This window comes from Roseomonas marmotae (assembly GCF_017654485.1).
GTDB lineage: Bacteria > Pseudomonadota > Alphaproteobacteria > Acetobacterales > Acetobacteraceae > Pseudoroseomonas > Pseudoroseomonas marmotae.
This window is the reverse complement of sequence record NZ_CP061091.1, coordinates 2,208,362-2,229,136: the sequence shown is the minus strand read 5'-3', so window position 1 is coordinate 2,229,136 and position 20,775 is coordinate 2,208,362. Positions and strand designations below refer to the sequence as shown.

Here is a 20,775-nt window from a genome sequence, read left to right as displayed (position 1 = left end):
GCTCCGCCGCGAATCCTGCTCTGCCTGCCTATAGAGTATCTCACATGCCTGTATTCGACCTCGGCCGTCTGCGCGCCGAATGGTTCGGCAATGTCCGTGCCGACCTGCTTTCCGGCCTTGTCGTCGCCCTGGCCTTGATCCCCGAAGCAATTGCCTTCTCCATCATCGCCGGCGTGGACCCGAAGGTAGGGCTCTACGCCTCCTTCTCCATCGCGGTCATCACCGCCATTGCGGGCGGGCGTCCCGCCATGATCTCGGCCGCCACGGCCGCGATGGCCGTGGTGGTCGTCGACCTGGTGAAGGATCACGGCCTGCAGTACCTGCTCGCCGCCACGATCCTGACTGGGCTCCTGCAGATCCTCGCGGGCGCGGCACGACTCGGGCGGCTGATGCGATTCGTCTCCCGCTCCGTGCTCACCGGCTTCATGAATGCGCTGGCCATCCTGATCTTCATGGCGCAGTTGCCGGAACTGATCGGCGTGCCGCCGCTGACCTACGTGATGGTCGCCGCCGGACTCGCCATCATCTACCTGCTGCCGCGCGCCACCAGGATCGTCCCTTCCCCGCTCGTCTGCATCGTGGTGCTGACGGCACTTTCGCTCTCGCTCGGGCTCGATCTGCGCACCGTAGGCGACATGGGGGCGCTGCCGGACAGCCTGCCGTCCTTCCTGATCCCCGACGTTCCGCTGAACTGGGAAACGCTGGAGATCATTTTCCCCTACTCCGCCACGCTCGCGGCGGTGGGGCTGCTGGAATCGCTGCTGACGGCCGCCGTGGTGGATGAGCTGACGGATACCCCCAGCCAGCGCAACCGGGAATGCGTCGGGCAGGGCCTGGCCAATTTCGCCACGGGCTTCCTGGGCGGCATGGCCGGTTGCGCCATGATCGGCCAGTCCGTGATCAACGTCACCTCCGGCGGTCGCGGGCGGCTTTCTACCTTCATTGCCGGAACGGTGCTGCTACTGCTGGTTGTGCCGCTTGGCAATGTCGTCGCGCATATACCCATGGCGGCGCTCGTCGCGGTGATGATCATGGTCTCCATCAACACCTTCCAGTGGTCCTCGCTGAAGACGCTGGTGACGCATCCCCGCAGTTCCTCCGTCGTGATGGTGGCCACCGTCCTGGTGGTGGTGCTGACGCATGACCTGGCGCGGGGCGTGCTGGTGGGCGTTCTGCTCAGCGGCATCTTCTTCGCCGGCAAGGTGCGGCGCCTCTTCGCCGTGACCTCCACCCTGGCCGAAGACGGGCAGTACCGCCGCTACACCGTCACCGGCCAGGTCTTCTTCGCCTCGGCCGAGGATTTCCTCGCCGCTTTCGACCTGAAGGAAGGGCTGCGGCGGGTGGAGATCGACGTTTCCGCCGCGCATTTCTGGGATATCAGCAGCATCGGCGCCCTGGACCGTGTGGTGCTGACCCTCCGCGCGCGTGGCGCGGAGGTCGAGCTGCTGGGCCTCAACGAGGCCAGCGCCACGCTGGTCGAGCGTCTCGGCCAGCATGACAAGCCGGGCTCCGCCCGGTCCGCCAGCCACTGAGGCCGACCCTGCGCCGCCTCAGGCGGCGTGGGTCTTCAACCGGTCGGCGAAGCTCTTGCGGAACTTGGCAACCTTCGGCGCCACCACGACACGGCAATAGCCGGACCAGGGGTTGCGCACGAAGTAGTCCTGATGCTCCGGCTCCGCTGGCCAGAAGGGGCCGGCGGGCACCACTTCGGTGACGATAGGCGCGGGCCACAGGCCCTGCGCATCCAATTCCGCGATGACCTCGCGAGCGGTCCGCTCCTGCTCCTCGTTCAAGGTCAGGATGATGCTGCGATACTGCGGGCCGACATCGGCGCCCTGGCGGTCCTTGGTGGTCGGGTCGTGCAGGGTGAAGAAGATCCGCAGGATATCGGCATAGCTGACCACGGCGGGGTCGAAGGTCAGCTTAACCACCTCCGCATGGCCTGTCTGCTTGCCGCAGACCTGTTCATAGCTGGGATTCGGGACATGGCCGCCGGCATAGCCGGAGACCACCTCGGTCACGCCGGTCAGCTCACGGAACGCCGCATCGATGCACCAGAAGCAGCCACCGCCCAGGATGGCGGTCTCGGTCGAGGATGTATTCGGCATGAGCGTCTCTCCATCGGGGAAGCGGGCGGTGATGGAATATGGTGTCGGCGAAGACGTGCCGCACCCCCTTGCCGGCAGGCGCCCTGACCGTCACCGTGTCGTCATGACGAGCCTTACCACCGACTCCCCCGCCGCCGCTCAGGCCGGCTTCGACCCCAGCGCCCTGGCTGAGGCCGCTGCCTTCGCCGAGGCGCATGATTCCCCCTTCCCGCGCGACCTGCTCGCCCATCTGGAAGGCGGCTACTTCGAGCCGCCGCCGGATAACGAGGTGCTCGGCCCGGTCTTCCCGCGCGGCGCGCCGAACGGCCTGCTGATGCGCCGGGGCCAGCGGGTGGTGTCCTGGGGCGACACCCGCCAGGCGGACATGACCTTCAGCGTCGCCAAGAGCTACCTGGCCCTGCTGGCCGGGCTGGCCCTGGGCGACGGGCTCATCACTGACCTCGACGCACCCGTTTCCGCCAGCGTCACCGACCCCGCCTTCTCTGGCCCGCGCAATGGCGCCATTACCTGGCGGATGCTGCTGGACCAGACCAGCGAATGGGAAGGCACGCTGTTCGGCAAGGCCGACCGCATCGACCGCGGGCGCGACCTGCGGCGTGAGGGTGCCGGGCCGAAGGGTATCGACCGCCCCCTCGCCCCACCGGGCGAGTACTGGGAATACAACGATGTGCGGGTCAATGCCCTGGCGCTGGCCCTGCTGCACCGATTCCGCCGCCCGCTGCCCGAAGTCTTCGCCGAGCGGATCATGGACCCGATCGGCGGCAGCCAGGACTGGCGCTGGGCGGGCTATTCGACCAGCTTCGTCGAGATCGACGGCAAGCGCATGCCCTCCGTCTCCGGTGGCGGCCACTGGGGTGGCGGCGTGGTGACCCATGCCGAGGATCAGGCGCTGATCGGCCAACTGATGCTGCAGGACGGCGTCTGGAATGGCCGGCGGGTCCTGCCGGAAGGCTGGGTCGCCGCCTGCACGACCCCCTGCCGGCTGAACGCGGATTACGGGCTGCTCTGGTGGCTGAACGGCCAGGGCCGCTATCCCGGCGCCAGCCGCGAGAGCGTCTTCGCCCAGGGGGCCGGCGGCAATGTCATCTGGATCGACCCCGCGCATGAGATCGTCGGCGTCTTCCGCTGGCTGAACTCGGCCGCCTTGCCGGAAATGCTGGCCCGCGTGACCTCCGCGCTGCGCTGACCTGCTTGGCGGACAGTTGACGGGCGGCCCGCCGAGGGGAAGGCTGGTCGCCCTGAACTGTCCGCCTGGACCCTGCCCGCATGACCGATACCGCCGATCTGCACGCCAAGACCCTCTGCCTCGATACCCATGTCGATATCCCCTGGCCGGAGCCGCCGGACCCCCGCGGCCAGACCGACCGCTGCGTCGACTATCCCAAGATGGCCGCAGGCGGGATGGATGGCGTGGTTTTCGCGGCCTATGTGCCCCAGGGCCCGCGCACCCCGCATGCCCATGAGGCCGCCGCCCTGCGCGCCGAGGCCATGTTGCGGTCCATCCGCGCCTCGGCCGCCGGTGCGGGCCGCCGCATCGCCAGCCGCGCCGCCGATGTCGAGGCTGCCTTCACCGCAGGTGAGACGGCAGTGCTGCTCGCGGTGGAGAACGGCTACGGGATGGGCGAGGAACTCTCACGCCTCGCGCTCTGGCGGGGGCTCGGCGTCTGCTACCTGACGCTGACCCATAACGGCCACAACCTGATCTCGGATTCCGCCATCCCTGTCCCGGCCCTGGGCGATGCGCCCAGCCTGCATGGCGGGCTTTCGGAACTGGGCCGCGCCGTCGTCGCCGAGATGAATGCCCTCGGCATCATGGTCGATGTCTCCCATGTCGCGAAAAGTGGCATGATGCAGGCGGTGGAGATCTCCCGCTCCCCGGTCGTGGCGACGCATACCTGCTGCCGCGCGCTGCGCGACCATCCGCGCAACCTGGATGATGAGCAGATGGACGCGCTCCGGGCCTCCGGCGGCCTCATGCAGATCACCGCCGTCCCGGCCTTCCTTCGCAATGCCGATGCCGATGGGCGGTTCCGCGCCAGCGTGGCCGATATCGCCGACCACGTGGATTACGCCGTGAAGCGCATGGGCATCGAGCATGTCGGGCTTTCCTCCGACTTCGATGGCGGCGGCGGTGTGGAAGGCTGGCGCAACGCGGCCGAGACGCCGAACCTCACGGCCGAGCTGGCGCGCCGTGGTTATGACGCGGAGCAGATCGGCCTGCTGTGGTCCGGTAACTTCCTGCGGCTGATGCGCGCCGCGGAGGCCGTGGCCTCGCGCGGCTGATCAGCCCAGCTCGAAGCTGGCGAGGCCGAAGATCCGGTCCAGTGCCAGCGCGGGCTGCGGGCCGGCATACATGCGTGCGGTCTCGAAGACCGGCGTCATGCCGGCGGCTTCGGCCAGTTCCCTGGCCATCTGGTTGGGTTCGGGCAGGTCCAGGAAGACCGGCCCGTCCTGCCCTTCGATCAGGGCATCGAAAAGGGCGCGGGCGGCGCAGGCATCCGTCGCGGTCAGCGGTCCGATCCTTGCCCCTTCATGGCTGGGGCGGAGGGTTCCGAAGGCCACGGGCGCGCCATGCCTCAGGGCCACGAGGCTGCGATGTTGCGGCGCATCGAGCCAGGCACGCAGGAAAGCCTCGCGCGGCGCGGGCAGGACAGAGGCATCCAGCTCCAGCACGGCGCTGAACGGCAGGCTGGAGACTGGGACGATCTCCCCCGCCCACCGCCGGACAGGCCGCGGATGGACGGCGCCATAGCGGATGTTCCGCCAGCCCATCTGGAAGCCCGACCGCGCGTAATTCGCCTGCTGCGCCACCACACCATCCAGCCCGATCACCCGGCCAGCCAGCCGCGCCATGGCTTCCTGCCACAACTTCAGGCCGATGCCCTGGCCACGCCGGTCTTCGCGGACGATGTAGAAGCCGATGAAGCCGTGGCCCGGCCCCTGCCTCACGGCGGAGATGCAGCCCACGGCCTCGCCGGCATCCTCCGCCAGCAGGTAGCCGCCGGGATCGGCGGCATGGAAGGCCAGCGCATCGGAAAGGCCTGGGTTCCAGCCCTCCCGCGCCGCCCATTCGCTCATCAGGGTCAGGCCCTCGCGGCCTGCAGCGCGGATGGTGACTGTCACGCGGTGAGCCTCCTCATGGCCTGCCGGTAGCGTTCGGCGATGGCCTCCCGCCGATGATGCCGGCCGTCGCTAACGACTTCCCGCCCGCCCACGACCACACGGCGCACCGGGTTGCCCTGGCCGCTGAAGACCCAGGCATCCAGCAGGGTATCGCCGGAAAGGCCCGTCAGCGAGGGGTGGTCGGGGTCCAGTTCCACCAGATCGCACCGATAGCCGGGCGCGATGGCGCCGATGCGCCGTGCGCTGACCTGCCCGCCCCCGGCCAGGGCCGCTTCCAGCAGGTTCCGGCCGGGATGCGGGCGGGCGGCATCCGTCACCATCGAGCGCAGATGGCGAGCCAGACGCTGGCTGGTCTCCAGTTGCCGCATCTCATCCCTCGGGGAGACGCCGACATGGCTATCTGTCCCGAAACCAAACCTGCCCTTTGCTTTCGCATGGGCAGGGTAGTTGAAGATGCCGTCCCCGAGCGAAGCCTCGGTGCTCGGGCAGAGCCCCACGACCGCGCCTGTGCGGGCCAGGCTGGCGGCTTCGTCATCGGTCATATGGGTGGCGTGGATCAGGCACCAGCGCGCATCCACGGGCATCTGGTCCAGCAGCCACTGGACCGGGCGGGCGCCGGTCGCGGCCTCGCATTCCGCGACCTCCCGAAGCTGCTCGGCCGCATGGATGTGAATGGGGCCATCGAACCGCGATACCTCCCGCAGCATCTCCGGCGTCACGGCGCGGAGCGAATGGGGCGCGAGCCCCAGCCCGGCCTGCGGATCGCCGGCAATGGCCGTGCGGACCTCCTCGACAATCCGCCAGTAGGAGTTGAGGTCGTTCAGGAAGCGCCGCTGGCCCGGCACCGGGTCTTTCCCGAAGATGCCGCCATGGCGGTAGAGGCTGGGCAGCATCGTGATGCCGATGCCGGCCTCCCGCGCCGCCGCGAGATGGCGCAGCGCCATTTCCGCCGGTGCCGCATAGGGCGTGCCATCGGGCTGGTGATGCAGGTAGTGGAACTCGGCGATGCTGGTGAAGCCCCATTCCAGGCATTCGGCATAGAGCTGCGCCGCCACGGCCTCCGCATCCTCCGGCGTCAGCCGGTGAACGAAGCGATACATGGTCTGCCGCCAGGTCCAGAAGGAATCCTCCCCTCCCTCGGCGTCGCGTGCTTCCGGAGGGGAACGGCGCTCGGTCAGCCCGGCCATGGCGCGCTGGAAGGCATGCGAATGCAGGTTCGGCACGCCTGGAATGACCGGGCCGGCAAGCCGTTCCGCACCCGCCACGCTGGCCGAAGGGGCCACAGAGAGGATGGTTCCGTCCCCATCGACCTCCAGCAGCACGTCGCTTGCCCACCCCTCCGGCAACAGGGCGTGGGCAGCGTGGAATCGCGACATGGCGGGCCTCCTGGGACAGCTGGCGGCTTATCCTTTTCAGGTTGACTATGGTTGTCAATACAACCAGCATGAACGCCATGCCGCAGCCCGCATTCAACCCCACGGAACCGCGCTACCAGCAGATCAAGCGCTTCATCATGGACCGCGTGCGCAGCGGCGAATGGTCGGTCGAGGACCGGGTGCCCTCGGAGAATGAACTGGTCCGGCTGACCGGCCATTCCCGCGTGACCGTCGGCCGGGCGCTGCGGGAGCTGGCGGACGCCGGCCTGCTGAAGCGGGTTCAGGGCGTCGGCACCTTCGTTGCCGGGGGGCCGCCGCAATCGGCACTGCTGGAACTGCGGGACATCGCCCAGGAGGTCACGGGGCGCGGCAATACGCACTCGACCCGCGTGGAGGAGCTGGACCGCCGCGCCGCCGAGGCCGAGCACGCCATCGCCTTCGGCGTGCCGGAGGGAAGTCTCCTCTTCCACAGCCGCATCGTGCATCTGGAGAACGGCGTTCCCGTGCAGCTGGAGGACCGGCTGGTGAACCCGCTCATCGCCCCCGACTACCTGGCGCAGGATTTCACCCGCCTCACCCCCTATGCCCATCTGATGGCCTGCGCGCCGGCCGAGCGTGTGGAGCATGTGGTGGAAGCCATCCGCCCCGATCACGCGGCCGCGGCGTCACTGGGCATCACTTCCGACGAGCCATGCCTGCTCATCCACCGCCGCACCTGGTCGCGGCGGATGGTGGCGACGCGCGCCTGGCTGACCCATCCCGGAAGCCGCTATCGCCTTGGCGGCGCCTTCTGAAAGAAGCAGATTCATGCAGGACCGTTTCCGCAACGCCCCGGCTATCCGCGCACCGCGCGGCAATGTGCTGAGCGCCCGCCAATGGACCACCGAGGCGGCGATGCGCATGCTGATGAACAACCTGGATGACGAGGTCGCTGAGCGCCCGGGCGAATTGGTCGTCTATGGCGGCATCGGTCGCGCGGCCCGCGACTGGAAGAGCTACGAGACCATCGTCTCCGTGCTGAAGCGCCTGACGGAAAGCCAGACGCTGCTGGTGCAGTCGGGCAAGCCGGTGGGCGTCTTCGAAACGCATGCCGATGCGCCGCGCGTGCTGATCGCCAATTCCAACCTCGTGCCGAACTGGGCAAGCTGGGAGCACTTCAATAAGCTCGATCGCGCCGGGCTGATGATGTACGGCCAGATGACGGCCGGCTCCTGGATCTACATCGGCACGCAGGGCATCGTCCAAGGCACTTTCGAAACTTTTGCCGAGGCCGGGCGGCAGCACTTCAATGGCGACCTGGCGGGGCGCTGGATCCTGACGGCGGGCCTCGGCGGCATGGGCGGCGCGCAGCCGCTGGCGGGTGTCTTCGCCGGCGCCTGCGTGCTGGCGGTGGAATGCCAGCCCAGCCGGATCGAGAAGCGCCTGGAGACCGGCTACCTCGATCAGCGCGCCGATAGCCTGGACGAGGCCCTGGCCATTATCCGCCGCGCCTGCGACGAGAAGCGCGCCATCAGCGTCGGCCTGCTCGGCAATGCCGCCGAGATCTTTCCGGAACTGGTGCGGCGCGGCGTCGTGCCGGATATCGTCACGGATCAGACCAGCGCGCATGATCCGTCCAACGGCTATCTGCCCGCTGGCTGGACGCTGGCGGAATGGGAGGCGAAGCGCCAGAGCGACCCCGCCGGCGTCGCCGCCGCTGCCCGGCGCAGCATGGTTACGCATGTACAGGCCATGCTGGACTTCAAGAAGATGGGCAGCGCCGTGCTCGACTACGGCAACAACATCCGCCAGATGGCCAAGGATGAGGGCCTGGCCAATGCCTTCGACTTCCCCGGCTTCGTCCCCGCCTATATCCGGCCGCTCTTCTGCCGGGGCGTCGGCCCCTTCCGTTGGGCCGCGCTCTCCGGCGACCCGGAGGATATCCGCAAGACCGATGACAAGGTGCGGGAACTGATCCCCGAGGACAGGCACCTGCACCGCTGGCTGGACATGGCGGAGGCGCGCATCAGGTTCCAGGGCCTGCCCGCGCGCATCTGCTGGGTCGGGTTGGGGCAAAGGCACCGGCTGGGGCTGGCGTTCAATGAGATGGTGGCGAAGGGCGAGCTTTCCGCCCCTGTCGTGATCGGCCGCGACCACCTCGATTCCGGCTCCGTCGCCTCCCCCAACCGGGAGACGGAAGCGATGCGTGACGGATCGGATGCCGTCTCAGACTGGCCACTTCTGAACGCCTTGCTGAACACGGCTTCCGGCGCCACCTGGGTATCGCTGCATCACGGCGGCGGCGTCGGCATGGGGTATTCCCAACATGCCGGCATGGTGATCGTCGCTGACGGCACGGAAGATGCGGCCCGGCGCCTGAAGCGGGTGCTGTGGAACGACCCGGCCACGGGCGTGATGCGCCATGCCGATGCCGGCTATGACATCGCCATCGACTGCGCGCGGGAATTCGGCCTGGACCTGCCGATGATCGGCGGCGCGGAATGATCGTCGAGCCCGGCGCCGCAAGCCTGGAAACCTTGCAGGCCATCCTGCAGGGCGAGCCGCTGGAACTGCCGCAAGGCTGGCAGGTCCAGGTCGAGACCTCCGTCGCTGCCCTCGCCGCGCGGATCGCCGAAGGCGAGGCGCTCTATGGCGTCAATACCGGCTTCGGAAAGCTGGCCAGCCAGCGGATCGGCAGCGCCGATCTGGCAAAACTGCAACTGAACCTGCTGCGCAGCCATGCCGCCGGTACAGGCCCCCTGCTACCCGCCCCGGTGGTGCGGCTGATCCTGGCCCTGAAAGCCCTGTCCTTGGCACGTGGCGCCTCCGCGGTGCGACCGGTGGTCGTCGAGGCCCTGCTGGCCCTGCTGAACGCCGACGCGCTGCCCGCCATTCCGGCGAAAGGCTCGGTCGGCGCCTCTGGCGACCTGGCGCCGCTGGCGCATCTGGCGCTGGTGCTGATCGGCGAGGGTGAGGCTCTGGTCGGAGGCGCGGTGGTACCCGGCGCCGAGGCGCTGCGGCATGCCGGCATCCCGCCGCTCGCCCTCGGGCCGAAGGAGGGGCTGGCGCTGCTGAACGGAACGCAGGTCTCCACCGCCCTGGCGCTGACCGGCCTTTTCACCACGCGCATGTTGCTGCGCACCGCGCTGACCTCCGGCGCCATGAGCGTGGATGCCGCGCGCGGCTCCGACACCCCTTTCGACCCGCGGATCCACGCGCTCCGGGGCCAGCCCGGGCAGATCCGCGTCGCCGCCGCGCTGCGCGCCGTGCTGGCCGGCAGCGCCATCCGCGAGAGTCACCGGCAAGGCGATACCCGCGTGCAGGACCCCTATTGCCTGCGCTGCCAGCCCCAGGTGATGGGAGCCTGCCTCGACCAGCTCGACCATGCCGCGCAGGTGCTGGAGCGGGAGGCGAATGCCGTCACGGACAATCCGCTGGTGACGCCGGAGGGCGAAGTTCTGTCCGGCGGCAACTTCCATGCGGAACCCGTGGCCTTCGCCGCCGATAACATCGCCCTCGCCATGGCCGAGATCGGCGCATTGGCGGAACGGCGGATAGCGCTGCTGACGGACCCCGCACTCTCAGGCCTGCCGGCCTTCCTGGTGCGGGAGGGCGGGCTGAATTCCGGCTTCATGATCGCCCAGGTGACCGCTGCCGCGCTGGCCAGCGAGAACAAGTCCCTCGCCCATCCCCGCAGCGTGGACAGCCTGCCCACCAGCGCCAATCAGGAAGACCATGTCAGCATGGCGACCGGCGCCGCGCTGCGCCTCGCGGAGATGGCGGAGAATACCGCGGTTATCCTGGCCATAGAGCTGCTGGCGGCGGCGCAGGGTATCGAATTCCACCGCCCGCTGACATCCTCGGCACCGCTGGAGGATGCACTGGCCCTGGTGCGGGAACATGCGGCACCCTGGGAGGAGGACCGTCACATGGCGCCCGATATCGCGGCGGTGAAACGGTTGGTCGAACGCGGCACCTTCGCCGGCTTTGTCGAAAAGGTCTGAGGCATGTTCGACCGTGTCTGGATGAACGCCCATCTCGCGACCATGAACGGACCGCCAGAAGCGCCGCTGGGGCTGATCGAGGATGGCGCGGTCGCGTGCCGGGGCGGTCGCATCGCCTGGGTAGGGCGCCGCGCCGACCTGCCGGAAGCGGCGGGCGAGACGGTGGATTGTGGCGGCGCCTGGATCCTGCCCGGCCTGATCGACTGCCATACGCATCTGGTCTTCGGCGGCAACCGCGCCGCCGAATTCGAGCAGCGCTTGGCCGGCGCCACCTACGAGCAGATCGCCCGGGCGGGCGGCGGTATCTTCTCCAGCGTACGCGCCACCCGTGCCGCCAGCAGCAGGGAGTTGTTCGAGGGCGCCCTTCTCCGCCTCCAGGGCCTGATGTCGGAAGGCGTCACCACGGTCGAGATCAAGTCCGGCTACGGGCTCCAGCTGGAGAGCGAGTTGAAGATGCTGCGCGTGGCGCGGCGGCTCGGTGAGGTCCTGCCGGTGGAGGTGGTGACAACCCTGCTGGCCGCCCATGCCGTGCCGCCGGAATTTCCCGGCGGGGCCGAAGCCTACGCACGTCACGTGGCTGAGGACATCATCCCCGCCTCCGTCGGGCTGGCGGATGCGGTGGATGCCTTCTGCGAGGGCATCGCCTTCTCACCCGCGCAGACCGCCCGCGTCTTCGCAGCGGCGCGCGCGGCCGGGCTGCCGGTGAAGCTTCATGCCGACCAGCTCTCCGACCTCGGCGGCGCGGCCCTGGCAGCGGCGCATGGCGCGCTCTCGGCGGATCATCTGGAACACGCCAATCCGCAGGGGCTGAAGGCCATGGCGGAGGCCGGCACGGTGGCCGTGCTGCTGCCGGGGGCGACCTACTTCCTCCGCGAAGCCAGGCTTCCGGATATCGCGGCCATGCGGGAGGCGGGGCTCCGCATGGCGCTCTCCACCGACATGAACCCCGGCTCCTCCCCCGCCCGATCGTTGCTGCTGATGCTGAACATGGGGTGCACCCTGTTCCGGCTGACGGTGGAGGAGGCCCTGCTTGGCGTCACGCGCCATGCGGCGGCTGCCCTGGGCCTCCGGGACCGCGGAATGCTCCGCCCGGGGTTGCGCTGCGATCTGTCATTGTTCCAGATCGCCCGGCCAGCGGAGCTTTGTTACTGGCTCGGCGGCAATCCGTGCCAGGGGCGGGTGCTCGGGGGCCGTGAGGCTGCAAGTTCAACCGGAGAATAGGCGGGCGCCTTGTATGCGTCCGGAAGGCCGGCGCTCCGGCTCAATTCCGCGAAAGCAACCTTTTAGCGATAAGATATCTTATACAAGACTCTCGCTCATCTTTAACCGAAATGTGGTTAATATCAATATTGCAGCGCACCATCAAAGACTTAGATGGCGGCGGATGCTTGCAGTCATGACTTCAGCCACGTATCTGCGTCTTGCGGCGCCGCCAATATCGCGCAGCGCAGCCATCATGCAGGAGCAGCCGTATGGTTCAGGGCGCCGAAGCGGCCACCACCAAGCGTCGCGGCAAGGCAAGGGCGGCACCTTCCCCCGGGAAGGAAGCTCTGTCGCAGGAGCAGCTGCTCCAGGCCTATCGTGACATGCTCCTTATCCGACGGTTCGAGGAAAAGGCGGGCCAGCTCTACGGCATGGGGCTGATCGGCGGCTTCTGCCACCTCTATATCGGCCAGGAGGCTGTGGTGGTGGGCATGCAGATGTGCCTGGAGCCCGGTGACCAGGTCATCACCTCCTACCGCGACCACGGGCATATGCTGGCGACCGGCATGGAATCGCGCGGCGTGATGGCAGAGCTGACCGGACGTAGCGGCGGCTACTCCAAGGGCAAGGGCGGCTCCATGCACATGTTCAGCCGCGAGAAGGGCTTCTACGGTGGCCATGGCATCGTGGGCGCACAGGTGTCGCTGGGCACCGGCCTGGCCTTCGCCAATATGTATCGCAACGACGGCAGGGTCTGCCTGACCTATTACGGCGATGGCGCCGCCAACCAGGGCCAGGTCTTCGAGAGCTACAACCTCGCCGCCCTGATGAAGCTGCCGGTCGTCTTCATCATCGAGAACAACAAATACGGCATGGGCACCAGCGCCGAGCGTGCCTCGGCCTCCAAGGACCGCTCGAAGGATGGTGCGCCCTGGGGCATCCCGGGCGAGCAGGTGGACGGCATGGATGTGCGGGCGGTCCGCGAGGCCGGAAAGCGCGCCGTGGCACACTGCCGCGCCGGCAACGGCCCCTACATCCTCGAGATGAAGACCTACCGCTACCGCGGCCACTCCATGTCCGACCCCGCGAAATACCGCACGCGCGAGGAAGTGCAGAAGATGCGCGAGCTGCACGACCCGATCGAGACTGTGCGGAAGATCCTGCTTGAAGGCGGCATGGACGAAGCCGCCATCAAGAAGGTCGACGACGAGATCAAGGCTATCGTGGCCGATGCCGCGGAATTCGCACAAACCTCGCCCGAGCCGGACGAGAGCGAACTCTGGACCGACGTTCTGCTGGAGGCCCGCTGAGATGGGTGCGACGATCCTGATGCCCGCCCTCTCCCCCACCATGACGGAGGGAAAGCTGGCCCGGTGGCTGAAGAAGGAAGGCGACACCGTTGCCGCCGGTGACGTGATCGCCGAGATCGAGACGGACAAGGCGACCATGGAAGTGGAAGCCGTCGATGAGGGCCAGATCACCAAGCTCCTGGTGCCGGAGGGCACTGAAGGCGTGCAGGTGAATTCCGCGATCGCCGAACTGGATGGCGGCGACAGCCAGAAGGCTGGCCAGGGGCCGGAACAGCCGGTCTCCAACGCCACCCGCGCCGGTGGCGAGCTCGGCCAGATCGCGAAGGATGCCGAGGATTCCGGCGCCGTGGCGGCCCGCGGCACGGAGCGCAATGAAGGTGCTGCGGCCGAGACCAAGGCGGCCACGCCGGAGCCAGAGCGCGATTGGGGCGAGACCAAGAGCATTACCGTGCGCGAGGCACTGCGCGATGCCATGGCCGCCGAGATGCGGCGCGACGAGAATGTCTTCCTGCTGGGCGAGGAAGTCGCGCAGTACCAGGGTGCCTACAAGATCTCCCAGGGCCTGCTGGAAGAGTTCGGCCCGAAGCGCGTGGTGGATACCCCCATCACCGAACACGGCTTCACCGGCATGGCGGTGGGCGCGGCGATGTCGGGCCTGCGCCCGATCGTCGAGTTCATGACCTTCAACTTCTCCATGCAGGCCATCGACCAGATCATCAACAGCGCTGCCAAGACGCTGTACATGTCCGGTGGCCAGCTCGGTTGCCCCATCGTCTTCCGCGGGCCGAACGGCGCGGCGGCGCGCGTGGCGGCGCAGCACTCCCAGTGCTACGCCTCCTGGTACGCGCATGTGCCGGGCCTGAAGGTGGTGGCGCCCTGGTCCGCGGCCGATGCCAAGGGCCTGCTGCGCGCCGCCATCCGCGACCCGAACCCGGTGGTCTTCCTGGAGAACGAGATCCTCTACGGGCAGAGCTTCGAATGCCCGGTGGACGAGGATTTCATCCTGCCCATCGGCAAGGCCAAGATCGAGCGGAAGGGCAAGGACGTCACCATCGTCGCCTTCTCCATCGAGGTCGGGCTGGCGCTGAAGGCGGCCGAGAAGCTGGCCGAGGAAGGCATCGAGGCCGAGGTCATCAACCTCCGCACCATCCGCCCGCTGGACATCGACACCATCGTGGAGTCGGTAAAGAAGACCAACCGGCTGGTCACGGTCGAGGAAGGCTGGGCTTTCTCCGGCATCGGCGGCGAGGTGGCCATGCAGGTCATCGAGAACGCCTTCGACTACCTCGACGCGCCCCCGGTGCGCGTGGCGGGCCTGGACGTGCCGATGCCCTATGCGGCAAACCTTGAGAAGCTTGCGCTGCCGACCGTGGAACACGTGGTCAACGCGGCCAAGAGCGTTACTTACAAGAAGTAAGAGGAAGCGGGACGATGGCCACCAACATCCTGATGCCCGCCCTCTCCCCGACCATGACGGAGGGGACGCTGGCGCGCTGGCTGAAGAAAGAAGGCGAGGCGGTCAAGGCCGGCGATGTGATCGCCGAGATCGAGACCGACAAGGCCACCATGGAATTCGAGGCCGTGGACGAAGGCGTCCTCGGCAAGATCCTGGTGCCGGACGGCACGGAAGGCGTGAAGGTCAACGACCCGATCGGCATCCTGGTCGAGGAAGGCGAGGAAGTTCCCTCCGGCGATGCGCCCAAGGCGGCGCCGAAGCAGGAAGCCACGCCGGAGAGCAAGCCTGCCCCCGCCGAGCAGCCCAAGGCGGCCGCGACCCCGGAGAGCAAGCCGGCCCCGACCGCGCAGGCTTCGGGCGACCGCGTCTTCGCCTCCCCGCTCGCGAAGCGGATGGCCCAGCAGGCGGGCATTGACCTTTCAGGCATCAAGGGCTCCGGCCCCAATGGCCGCATCGTGAAGGCGGATGTGGAGGGAGCTTCCTCCTCGCCCAGGCCGGCGGCGCAGCCGCAGGCGGCAGCGCCCACCGCCCAGCCGCAGGCTGCCGCCCCGGCGCCGAAGGCCCCTGCCCCCGCCATCACGGCGCCTCACACCGCCGTGCCGAACAGCAGCATACGCAAGGTGATCGCGCGGCGGCTGAGCGAGAGCAAATCCACCGTCCCGCATTTCTACGTCACGATGGATATCGAGATCGACGCGCTGCTGAAGCTGCGCGCCGACCTCAATTCCCGCGCGCCGAAGGACGGCCCGGGCGCCTTCAAGCTCTCGGTCAACGACCTCATCATCAAGGCGGCGGCGCGGGTGCTGCGGCAGTTCCCGAACGTCAATGCCTCCTGGACCGACGACGCGATCATCCAGTACCACGACGTCGATATCTCGGTGGCCGTGTCCATCCCGGACGGGCTGATCACGCCGATCATCCGCAAGGCCGACCAGAAGGGCCTGGCCGCCATCTCCAACGAGATGAAGGACCTGGCTTCCCGCGCCAAGGCCGGCAAGCTGAAGCCCGAGGAATTCCAGGGCGGCGGCTTCTCCATCTCGAACATGGGGATGTACGGGGTGCGCGACTTCTCGGCCATCATCAACCCGCCGCAGGCCGGGATCCTGGCGGTTTCCGCCGGGGAGCAGCGCCCGGTGGTGAAGGATGGCGCGCTGGCCATCGCGACGGTGATGACCTGCACGTTGTCGGTCGATCATCGCGTGGTCGATGGCGCGCTGGCCGCCGAGTTCATCGCCGCCTTCAAGAAGGTGGTCGAGGATCCGCTGAGCCTGATGCTGTGAACGGGGGCTCCGGCTTCTCCCTCCGCGAGATCCGGCCGCGTGACGCCGAGGCGGTGCTCCGCCTCGTCACCGCCCTGGCGGAATATGAGAAGCTGGCCCATGAGGTGAGGGCCACGGCGCAGGATTACTACGGCGCCCTGGCCGGCAAGCGTATCCAGGGATTGATCGCGGAGGTCGATGGCGAAGCCGTCGGCCTTTGCCTCTGGTACCCGACTTTCAGCACCTTTGCCGGTAAGGCCGGGCTCTGGATCGAGGATGTCTATGTCGATCCGGCCCATCGGCGGCGCGGCATCGGCCTGGCCTTCTTCAAGGCGGCGGCGCGGCATGCGCTGGAAGCCGGCCATGCCTGGGTAGAGTGGAACGTGCTCGACTGGAACGAACCCGCCATTACCTTCTACCGGAGGATCGGCGCGGTCGGGCGCGCGGAATGGACGGATCAACGGCTCTCCGGCCCGGCGCTTCGCGCCCTGGCCGCCGAGGCCTGACGGGGACAATCAGACATGGCCGAGCAGTTCGACCTGGTAGTGGTGGGTGGCGGCCCCGGCGGCTATGTCGCCGCCATCCGCGCGTCACAGCTCAAGATGAAGGTTGCGCTGGTGGAGCGCGAGCACCTCGGCGGCATCTGCCTGAACTGGGGCTGCATCCCCACCAAGGCGCTGCTGCGGGCCAGCGAGATCAACCACCTGCTGCACAGCCTGGATCAGTATGGTTTCGCGGCGGATAATATCCGCTACGACTTCGCCAAGGTCGTGAAGCGGTCCCGCCAAGTGGCCGGCCAGCTTTCCGCCGGCGTGAAGGGATTGCTGAAGAAGAACAAGGTCACGGTCTTCGATGGCCACGGCAAGCTGGCCGGCAAGGGCAAGCTCTCCGTCGCCAAGGACGGCAAGCCGGTCGCGGAGATCGAGGCCAGGCACATCATCCTGGCCACCGGCGCCCGTGCCCGCGTCATTCCCGGCATCGAGCCGGACGGCAAGCTGATCTGGTCCTATCGCGAGGCTCTGGCCCCCGACATCATGCCGAAGCGGCTGGTGGTGATCGGCTCCGGCGCCATCGGCTCGGAATTCGCCTCCTTCTTCCTCAACATGGGCGCCGAGGTCACGCTGGTCGAGGCGATGGACCGCGTACTGCCGGTCGAGGACGCGGAAGTCTCCGCCTTCGTCAGGAAGTCCTTCGAGAAGCAGAAGATGAAGATCCTCACCTCCGCCAAGGTGCAGGGTGTCCGCAAGAATGGCGACAGCATCACCACCATTATCGAGGTGGATGGCAAGGTGCAGGAGATCGTGGCCGACCGCCTGATCTCCGCCGTCGGCATCGTCGGCAATGTCGAGGATCTCGGCCTGGAAGGCACCAAGGTGAAGGTCGAACGGACCCATATCGTCACCGACGAATATGGCCGCACCGGCGAGGATGGCGTCTATGCCATTGGCGACCTGACCGGCGCCCCCTGGCTGGCGCATAAGGCCAGCCATGAGGGCGTCATCGTGGTGGAGGCTATCGCCGGTCAGCACCCGCACCCGATGGACGTCAGCAACATCCCGGGCTGCACCTATTGCCGCCCGCAGGTCGCTTCCGTCGGCATGACCGAGGCCCGCGCCAAGGAAGCCGGCCACGATGTGAAGGTCGGCCGCTTCCCCTTCATCGGCAATGGCAAGGCCATCGCTCTGGGCGAGCCTGAAGGCTTCGTGAAGACGGTCTTCGACGCCAAGACCGGGGCCCTGCTGGGCGCCCATATGGTCGGGCCGGAGGTGACCGAGATGATCCAGGGCTACACCATTGCCCGGACGCTGGAAACGACAGAGGCGGAGCTGATGCATACGGTCTTCCCCCACCCCACGGTCTCGGAAGCCATGCATGAGTCGGTGCTTGATGCCTTCGGTCGGGTGATCCACATCTAGGCCCCGTTGGAGGGATGCGCCTCGCCTTCCGGGGCGCATCCGCTCTATAGACAGCCAGCCGGGCGCCTCTCTTCCCCGGCCGAGGAAGGACCAGGATTCCCCGCATGGCCACCCGCATCCTGATCGACCACCGTGCCGGCGGCGCCGTTTCCAGCACCGTGGAAGCGCCCAAGCCCCTCCGGCACCCGGAGAAGGCGCATCGGCCAGACAACCCGATCAAGCGCAAGCCCGACTGGATCCGCGTCAAGGCGCCGACGCACCCGATCTACCATGAGACGCGCAACCTGATGCGCGACAACAAGCTGGTGACGGTCTGCGAGGAAGCGGCCTGCCCGAATATCGGCGAATGCTGGTCCCAGCGTCACGCCACCATGATGATCATGGGCGAGATCTGCACCCGCGCCTGCTCCTTCTGCAACATCACCACCGGCATGCCGAAGGCGCTCGACCACGACGAGCCGCGCCGGGTGGCGGATGCGGTAGCGCAGCTTGGCCTGCGGCACGTGGTCATCACGAGCGTGGACCGGGACGACCTGAAGGACGGCGGCGCGGCGCATTTCGCCGCCGTCATCCGCGCGATCCGCGCCGCGGCGCCGGAAACCACGATCGAGATCCTGACCCCCGACTTCCTCCGCAAGGATGGCGCCCTGGAAGTGGTGGTGGAAGCCCGCCCCGATGTCTTCAACCACAATCTGGAGACGGTGCCGAGGCTCTACCCCACCATCCGGCCGGGCGCGCGGTACTTCCATTCCCTGCGCCTGCTGGACCGGGTGAAGGAGCTGGACCCGTCCATCTTCACCAAGTCCGGCCTGATGGCGGGCCTGGGCGAGCAGAAGATCGAGGTGCTGCAGGTCATGGACGACATGCGCAGCGCCGACATCGATTTCCTGACGATCGGCCAGTATCTGCAGCCCACGGTCAAGCATGCGGCGGTGGACCGCTTCGTGGAACCCGCCGAGTTCGAGGATTACGCGCGGCTGGCGCGTGGCAAGGGCTTCCTGCTGGTCTCGGCCACCCCTCTCACCCGCTCCTCCTACCACGCGGACCGTGACTTCGCGGCGCTGCGCGATGCCCGTCATGCGAAGCTGCAGGCGACTGCCCGGATCAGCGCGGCCTGATGCCCACACATGCCGAGAAGCGCATCCTGCGCTATACGCCTGACCAACTGTTCGACCTGGTCGCCGATGTCCGCCGCTACCCGGAGTTCCTCCCCTGGTGCGTAGGGGCCCGGGTTATCAGCCAGAGCGAGACGGAACTGATCGCCGATCTCACCATCGGCTTCAAGATGTTCCGGGAGAGCTTCCGCTCCCGCGTGCAGCTGAACCGGCCGCATGAAGTCCGGGTGCAATACGAGAATGGCCCCTTCCGGTATCTGAACAACACCTGGAAGTTCAAGCCGATCGAGGGCGGCACCGAGGTCGATTTCTTCGTCGATTTCGAGTTTAGGAGCGGACTGCTGCAGGCGGTGATCGGTGTCGTCTTCAACGAGGCCGTCCGACTGATGGTCCGCAGCTTCGAGCGCCGCGCCATGATCCTCTACGGCCGTAACCCCCCAGCCACGGCGGCGGCGGCACCAAAGCCTTCCACCGGGGTCTAGGCCTTGCTCCGCGTTCTGGAAGGGATATGAATGGCATAACCATGCTGAAATATCTCTTCCTCTGCGGCTTTTTCGCTCTGAGTCTTTATTGGATCGAGCCTCTCATCCGCGGCTTGCGCGAGACGGTGCCTCAACTGGCATGGCTGCCGGATTATGACGCGAGGATCTGGGAGAATATTGGCGCTGTCCTGCTCGCCGGGACAGTGATCGCTGGCATCATCTTCATCATCAAGCTCGCGCTTTATCTTTGGCGCGAGGTGTACGACTGACCCCAACGGCCGGCATGGGCCGGCCTCTGCTGCCCTAGCGCGAAGGTCATCCGCCTCATGGTCCATGCTCCCGCCCGCCCGCCCGCCGGCGCACCTCCCGTCCGCATCAACCTCTATTCCGACACCCAGACCCGTCCCACCGCCGCCATGCGGGAGGCGATGATGGCGGCCGAGGTCGGAGACGAGCAGTTCGGCGACGACCCGACGGTCAATGCCCTGTGCGACAGGATGGCGGCGCTGATGGGCAAGGAGGCGGCGGTATTCCTGCCTTCCGGCACCATGTGCAATGTCGTCGCCATCCTCACGCACTGCCGCCCCGGCGAGGAGGTGCTGGCGCATGAAACCGCGCATATCCTCTCCAGCGAGGGCGGCGTGCATGCCGCGCTGGCGGGGGTGCAGATCCATCCGCTCCAGGGCCCGCGCGGCATGTTCAGCGCCGAGACCCTGCGTGCTGCCATCCGCCCGGCCACCCGCTATGCGCCGCCGCAGCGCCTGCTGGAGGTGGAGCAGACGGCCAATATCGGCGGCGGCGCCGTCTGGCCGCAGGCGGAACTGGATGCCGTCGTCGCGGTGGCGCGCGAGCAGGGCTGGTCCACGCATATGGATGGCGCCCGGCTTATGAACGCCGTGGTGGCCAGCGGCATTCCGGCGGACGAGATGGTGACCGGTTTCGATTCGGTCTGGCTGGACTTCACCAAGGGCCTCGGCGCACCCCTGGGCGCCGTACTGGCGGGCTCGGCCGAATTCATCGACCAGGCGTGGCGCTGGAAACAGCGGCTGGGCGGCTCCATGCGCCAGGCCGGCATCTGCGCCGCCGCCTGCATCCATGCGCTGGACCACCATATCGACCGGCTGGCGGAAGACCATGCCAATGCCAAGGCCCTGGCGCGTGGCCTGCGGCAGGTTCCCGGCGTCGTGGTGGAAGAGCCTGACACCAACCTCGTCTTCTTCGACCCCGCGGGTGCCGGCATGGACGCCGCGACGCTCGTGACGAGGTTGCGGATGCAGGGCGTGCAGATCTCCATGCTCGGCGGCCGCATCCGCGCCTGCCTGCATCTCGACGTCACGGCGCCGATGGTTGACGAAACCCTGTCCATCATTCGTGGGGAACTGGCGCAGGCCTGACCCTCGCCGGCGCCGGAAGGCCGCCCCCAGGCGGCCTTCCGGCCGGGTGC

19 protein-coding genes are annotated in these 20,775 nt (G+C 67.7%); 16 read left to right on the top strand and 3 right to left on the bottom strand.

The genetic code is table 11. The features are described from left to right. Nucleotides 1–44 precede the first annotated feature (44 nt). Nucleotides 45–1,532 carry a SulP family inorganic anion transporter gene (locus tag IAI58_RS10555; RefSeq protein ID WP_207445994.1) on the top strand — a complete coding sequence of 496 codons (1,488 nt, stop codon included), beginning with the start codon at nt 45–47 and terminating at the stop codon, nt 1,530–1,532. 18 nt (nt 1,533–1,550) lie between these two features. Here IAI58_RS10555 and msrA read toward each other — a convergent pair whose 3' ends face one another. Further along, nucleotides 1,551–2,108 (bottom strand): peptide-methionine (S)-S-oxide reductase MsrA, encoded by a 558-nt coding sequence (gene msrA / locus IAI58_RS10550; protein WP_207445993.1) that lies wholly within the window; start codon nt 2,106–2,108, stop codon nt 1,551–1,553. On the opposite strand from msrA, the gene IAI58_RS10545 reads away from it, so the two are divergent. Further along, nucleotides 2,107–3,294 carry a serine hydrolase domain-containing protein gene (locus tag IAI58_RS10545; protein ID WP_237182302.1) on the top strand — a complete coding sequence of 396 codons (1,188 nt, stop codon included), beginning with the start codon at nt 2,107–2,109 and terminating at the stop codon, nt 3,292–3,294. The genes msrA and IAI58_RS10545 overlap by 2 nt on opposite strands. Before the next feature lie 80 nt (nt 3,295–3,374). Then, on the top strand, nt 3,375–4,391 hold the full coding sequence (locus tag IAI58_RS10540) for a dipeptidase (RefSeq protein ID WP_207445992.1): 1,017 nt from the start codon (nt 3,375–3,377) through the stop codon (nt 4,389–4,391). Here the strand turns inward: IAI58_RS10540 and IAI58_RS10535 are convergent, their stop codons facing one another. Both IAI58_RS10535 and IAI58_RS10530 read right to left on the bottom strand, forming a co-directional pair. Beyond that, entirely contained in the window at nt 4,392–5,231 is an 840-nt protein-coding gene (locus IAI58_RS10535) for a GNAT family N-acetyltransferase (protein ID WP_207445991.1), read from the bottom strand. Then, entirely contained in the window at nt 5,228–6,607 is a 1,380-nt protein-coding gene (locus IAI58_RS10530; RefSeq protein ID WP_207445990.1) for a formimidoylglutamate deiminase, read from the bottom strand. The genes IAI58_RS10535 and IAI58_RS10530 overlap by 4 nt, the downstream gene beginning before the upstream one ends. A 77-nt stretch (nt 6,608–6,684) precedes the next feature. On the opposite strand from IAI58_RS10530, the gene hutC reads away from it, so the two are divergent. The 13 genes from hutC (at nt 6,685) to IAI58_RS10465 (ending at nt 20,725) form a co-directional block, all read left to right on the top strand. Beyond that, complete coding sequence (gene hutC, locus IAI58_RS10525; protein ID WP_207445989.1) at nt 6,685–7,401, top strand: histidine utilization repressor; 717 nt, start codon at nt 6,685–6,687, stop codon at nt 7,399–7,401. A gap of 13 nt (nt 7,402–7,414) precedes the next feature. Continuing rightward, nucleotides 7,415–9,091, top strand: a complete 1,677-nt coding sequence (gene hutU / locus IAI58_RS10520; protein ID WP_207445988.1) for a urocanate hydratase — start codon at nt 7,415–7,417, stop codon at nt 9,089–9,091. After that, entirely contained in the window at nt 9,088–10,590 is a 1,503-nt protein-coding gene (gene hutH, locus IAI58_RS10515) for a histidine ammonia-lyase (RefSeq protein ID WP_207445987.1), read from the top strand. The genes hutU and hutH overlap by 4 nt, the downstream gene beginning before the upstream one ends. A 3-nt stretch (nt 10,591–10,593) precedes the next feature. Beyond that, on the top strand, nt 10,594–11,811 hold the full coding sequence (gene hutI, locus IAI58_RS10510) for an imidazolonepropionase (RefSeq protein ID WP_207445986.1): 1,218 nt from the start codon (nt 10,594–10,596) through the stop codon (nt 11,809–11,811). 251 nt (nt 11,812–12,062) lie between these two features. Further along, nucleotides 12,063–13,103 carry a pyruvate dehydrogenase (acetyl-transferring) E1 component subunit alpha gene (gene pdhA / locus IAI58_RS10505; RefSeq protein WP_207445985.1) on the top strand — a complete coding sequence of 347 codons (1,041 nt, stop codon included), beginning with the start codon at nt 12,063–12,065 and terminating at the stop codon, nt 13,101–13,103. Between the two features lies 1 nt (nt 13,104). Next, nucleotides 13,105–14,520, top strand: coding sequence for a pyruvate dehydrogenase complex E1 component subunit beta (locus IAI58_RS10500; RefSeq protein ID WP_207445984.1), 1,416 nt, complete (start codon nt 13,105–13,107; stop codon nt 14,518–14,520). Nucleotides 14,521–14,534: 14 nt separating this feature from the next. Beyond that, complete coding sequence (locus IAI58_RS10495) at nt 14,535–15,839, top strand: pyruvate dehydrogenase complex dihydrolipoamide acetyltransferase (RefSeq protein WP_207445983.1); 1,305 nt, start codon at nt 14,535–14,537, stop codon at nt 15,837–15,839. Beyond that, nucleotides 15,836–16,324 carry a GNAT family N-acetyltransferase gene (locus IAI58_RS10490; protein ID WP_207445982.1) on the top strand — a complete coding sequence of 163 codons (489 nt, stop codon included), beginning with the start codon at nt 15,836–15,838 and terminating at the stop codon, nt 16,322–16,324. The genes IAI58_RS10495 and IAI58_RS10490 overlap by 4 nt, the downstream gene beginning before the upstream one ends. A gap of 15 nt (nt 16,325–16,339) precedes the next feature. After that, nucleotides 16,340–17,734, top strand: coding sequence for a dihydrolipoyl dehydrogenase (gene lpdA / locus IAI58_RS10485; protein ID WP_207445981.1), 1,395 nt, complete (start codon nt 16,340–16,342; stop codon nt 17,732–17,734). A 104-nt stretch (nt 17,735–17,838) separates the two neighbouring features. Further along, a complete protein-coding gene (gene lipA, locus IAI58_RS10480; protein ID WP_207445980.1) occupies nt 17,839–18,852 on the top strand; it encodes a lipoyl synthase in 1,014 nt (337 codons plus the stop codon). Beyond that, the gene (locus tag IAI58_RS10475; RefSeq protein WP_207445979.1) at nt 18,852–19,331 is read left to right on the top strand and encodes a type II toxin-antitoxin system RatA family toxin; all 480 of its coding nucleotides are present in this window, start codon (nt 18,852–18,854) and stop codon (nt 19,329–19,331) included. The genes lipA and IAI58_RS10475 overlap by 1 nt, the downstream gene beginning before the upstream one ends. Nucleotides 19,332–19,372: 41 nt before the next feature. Next, nucleotides 19,373–19,600 (top strand): hypothetical protein, encoded by a 228-nt coding sequence (locus IAI58_RS10470; protein ID WP_207445978.1) that lies wholly within the window; start codon nt 19,373–19,375, stop codon nt 19,598–19,600. 57 nt (nt 19,601–19,657) lie between these two features. Continuing rightward, entirely contained in the window at nt 19,658–20,725 is a 1,068-nt protein-coding gene (locus IAI58_RS10465; protein WP_207445977.1) for a threonine aldolase family protein, read from the top strand. The last annotated feature ends 50 nt before the right edge of the window (nt 20,726–20,775 follow it).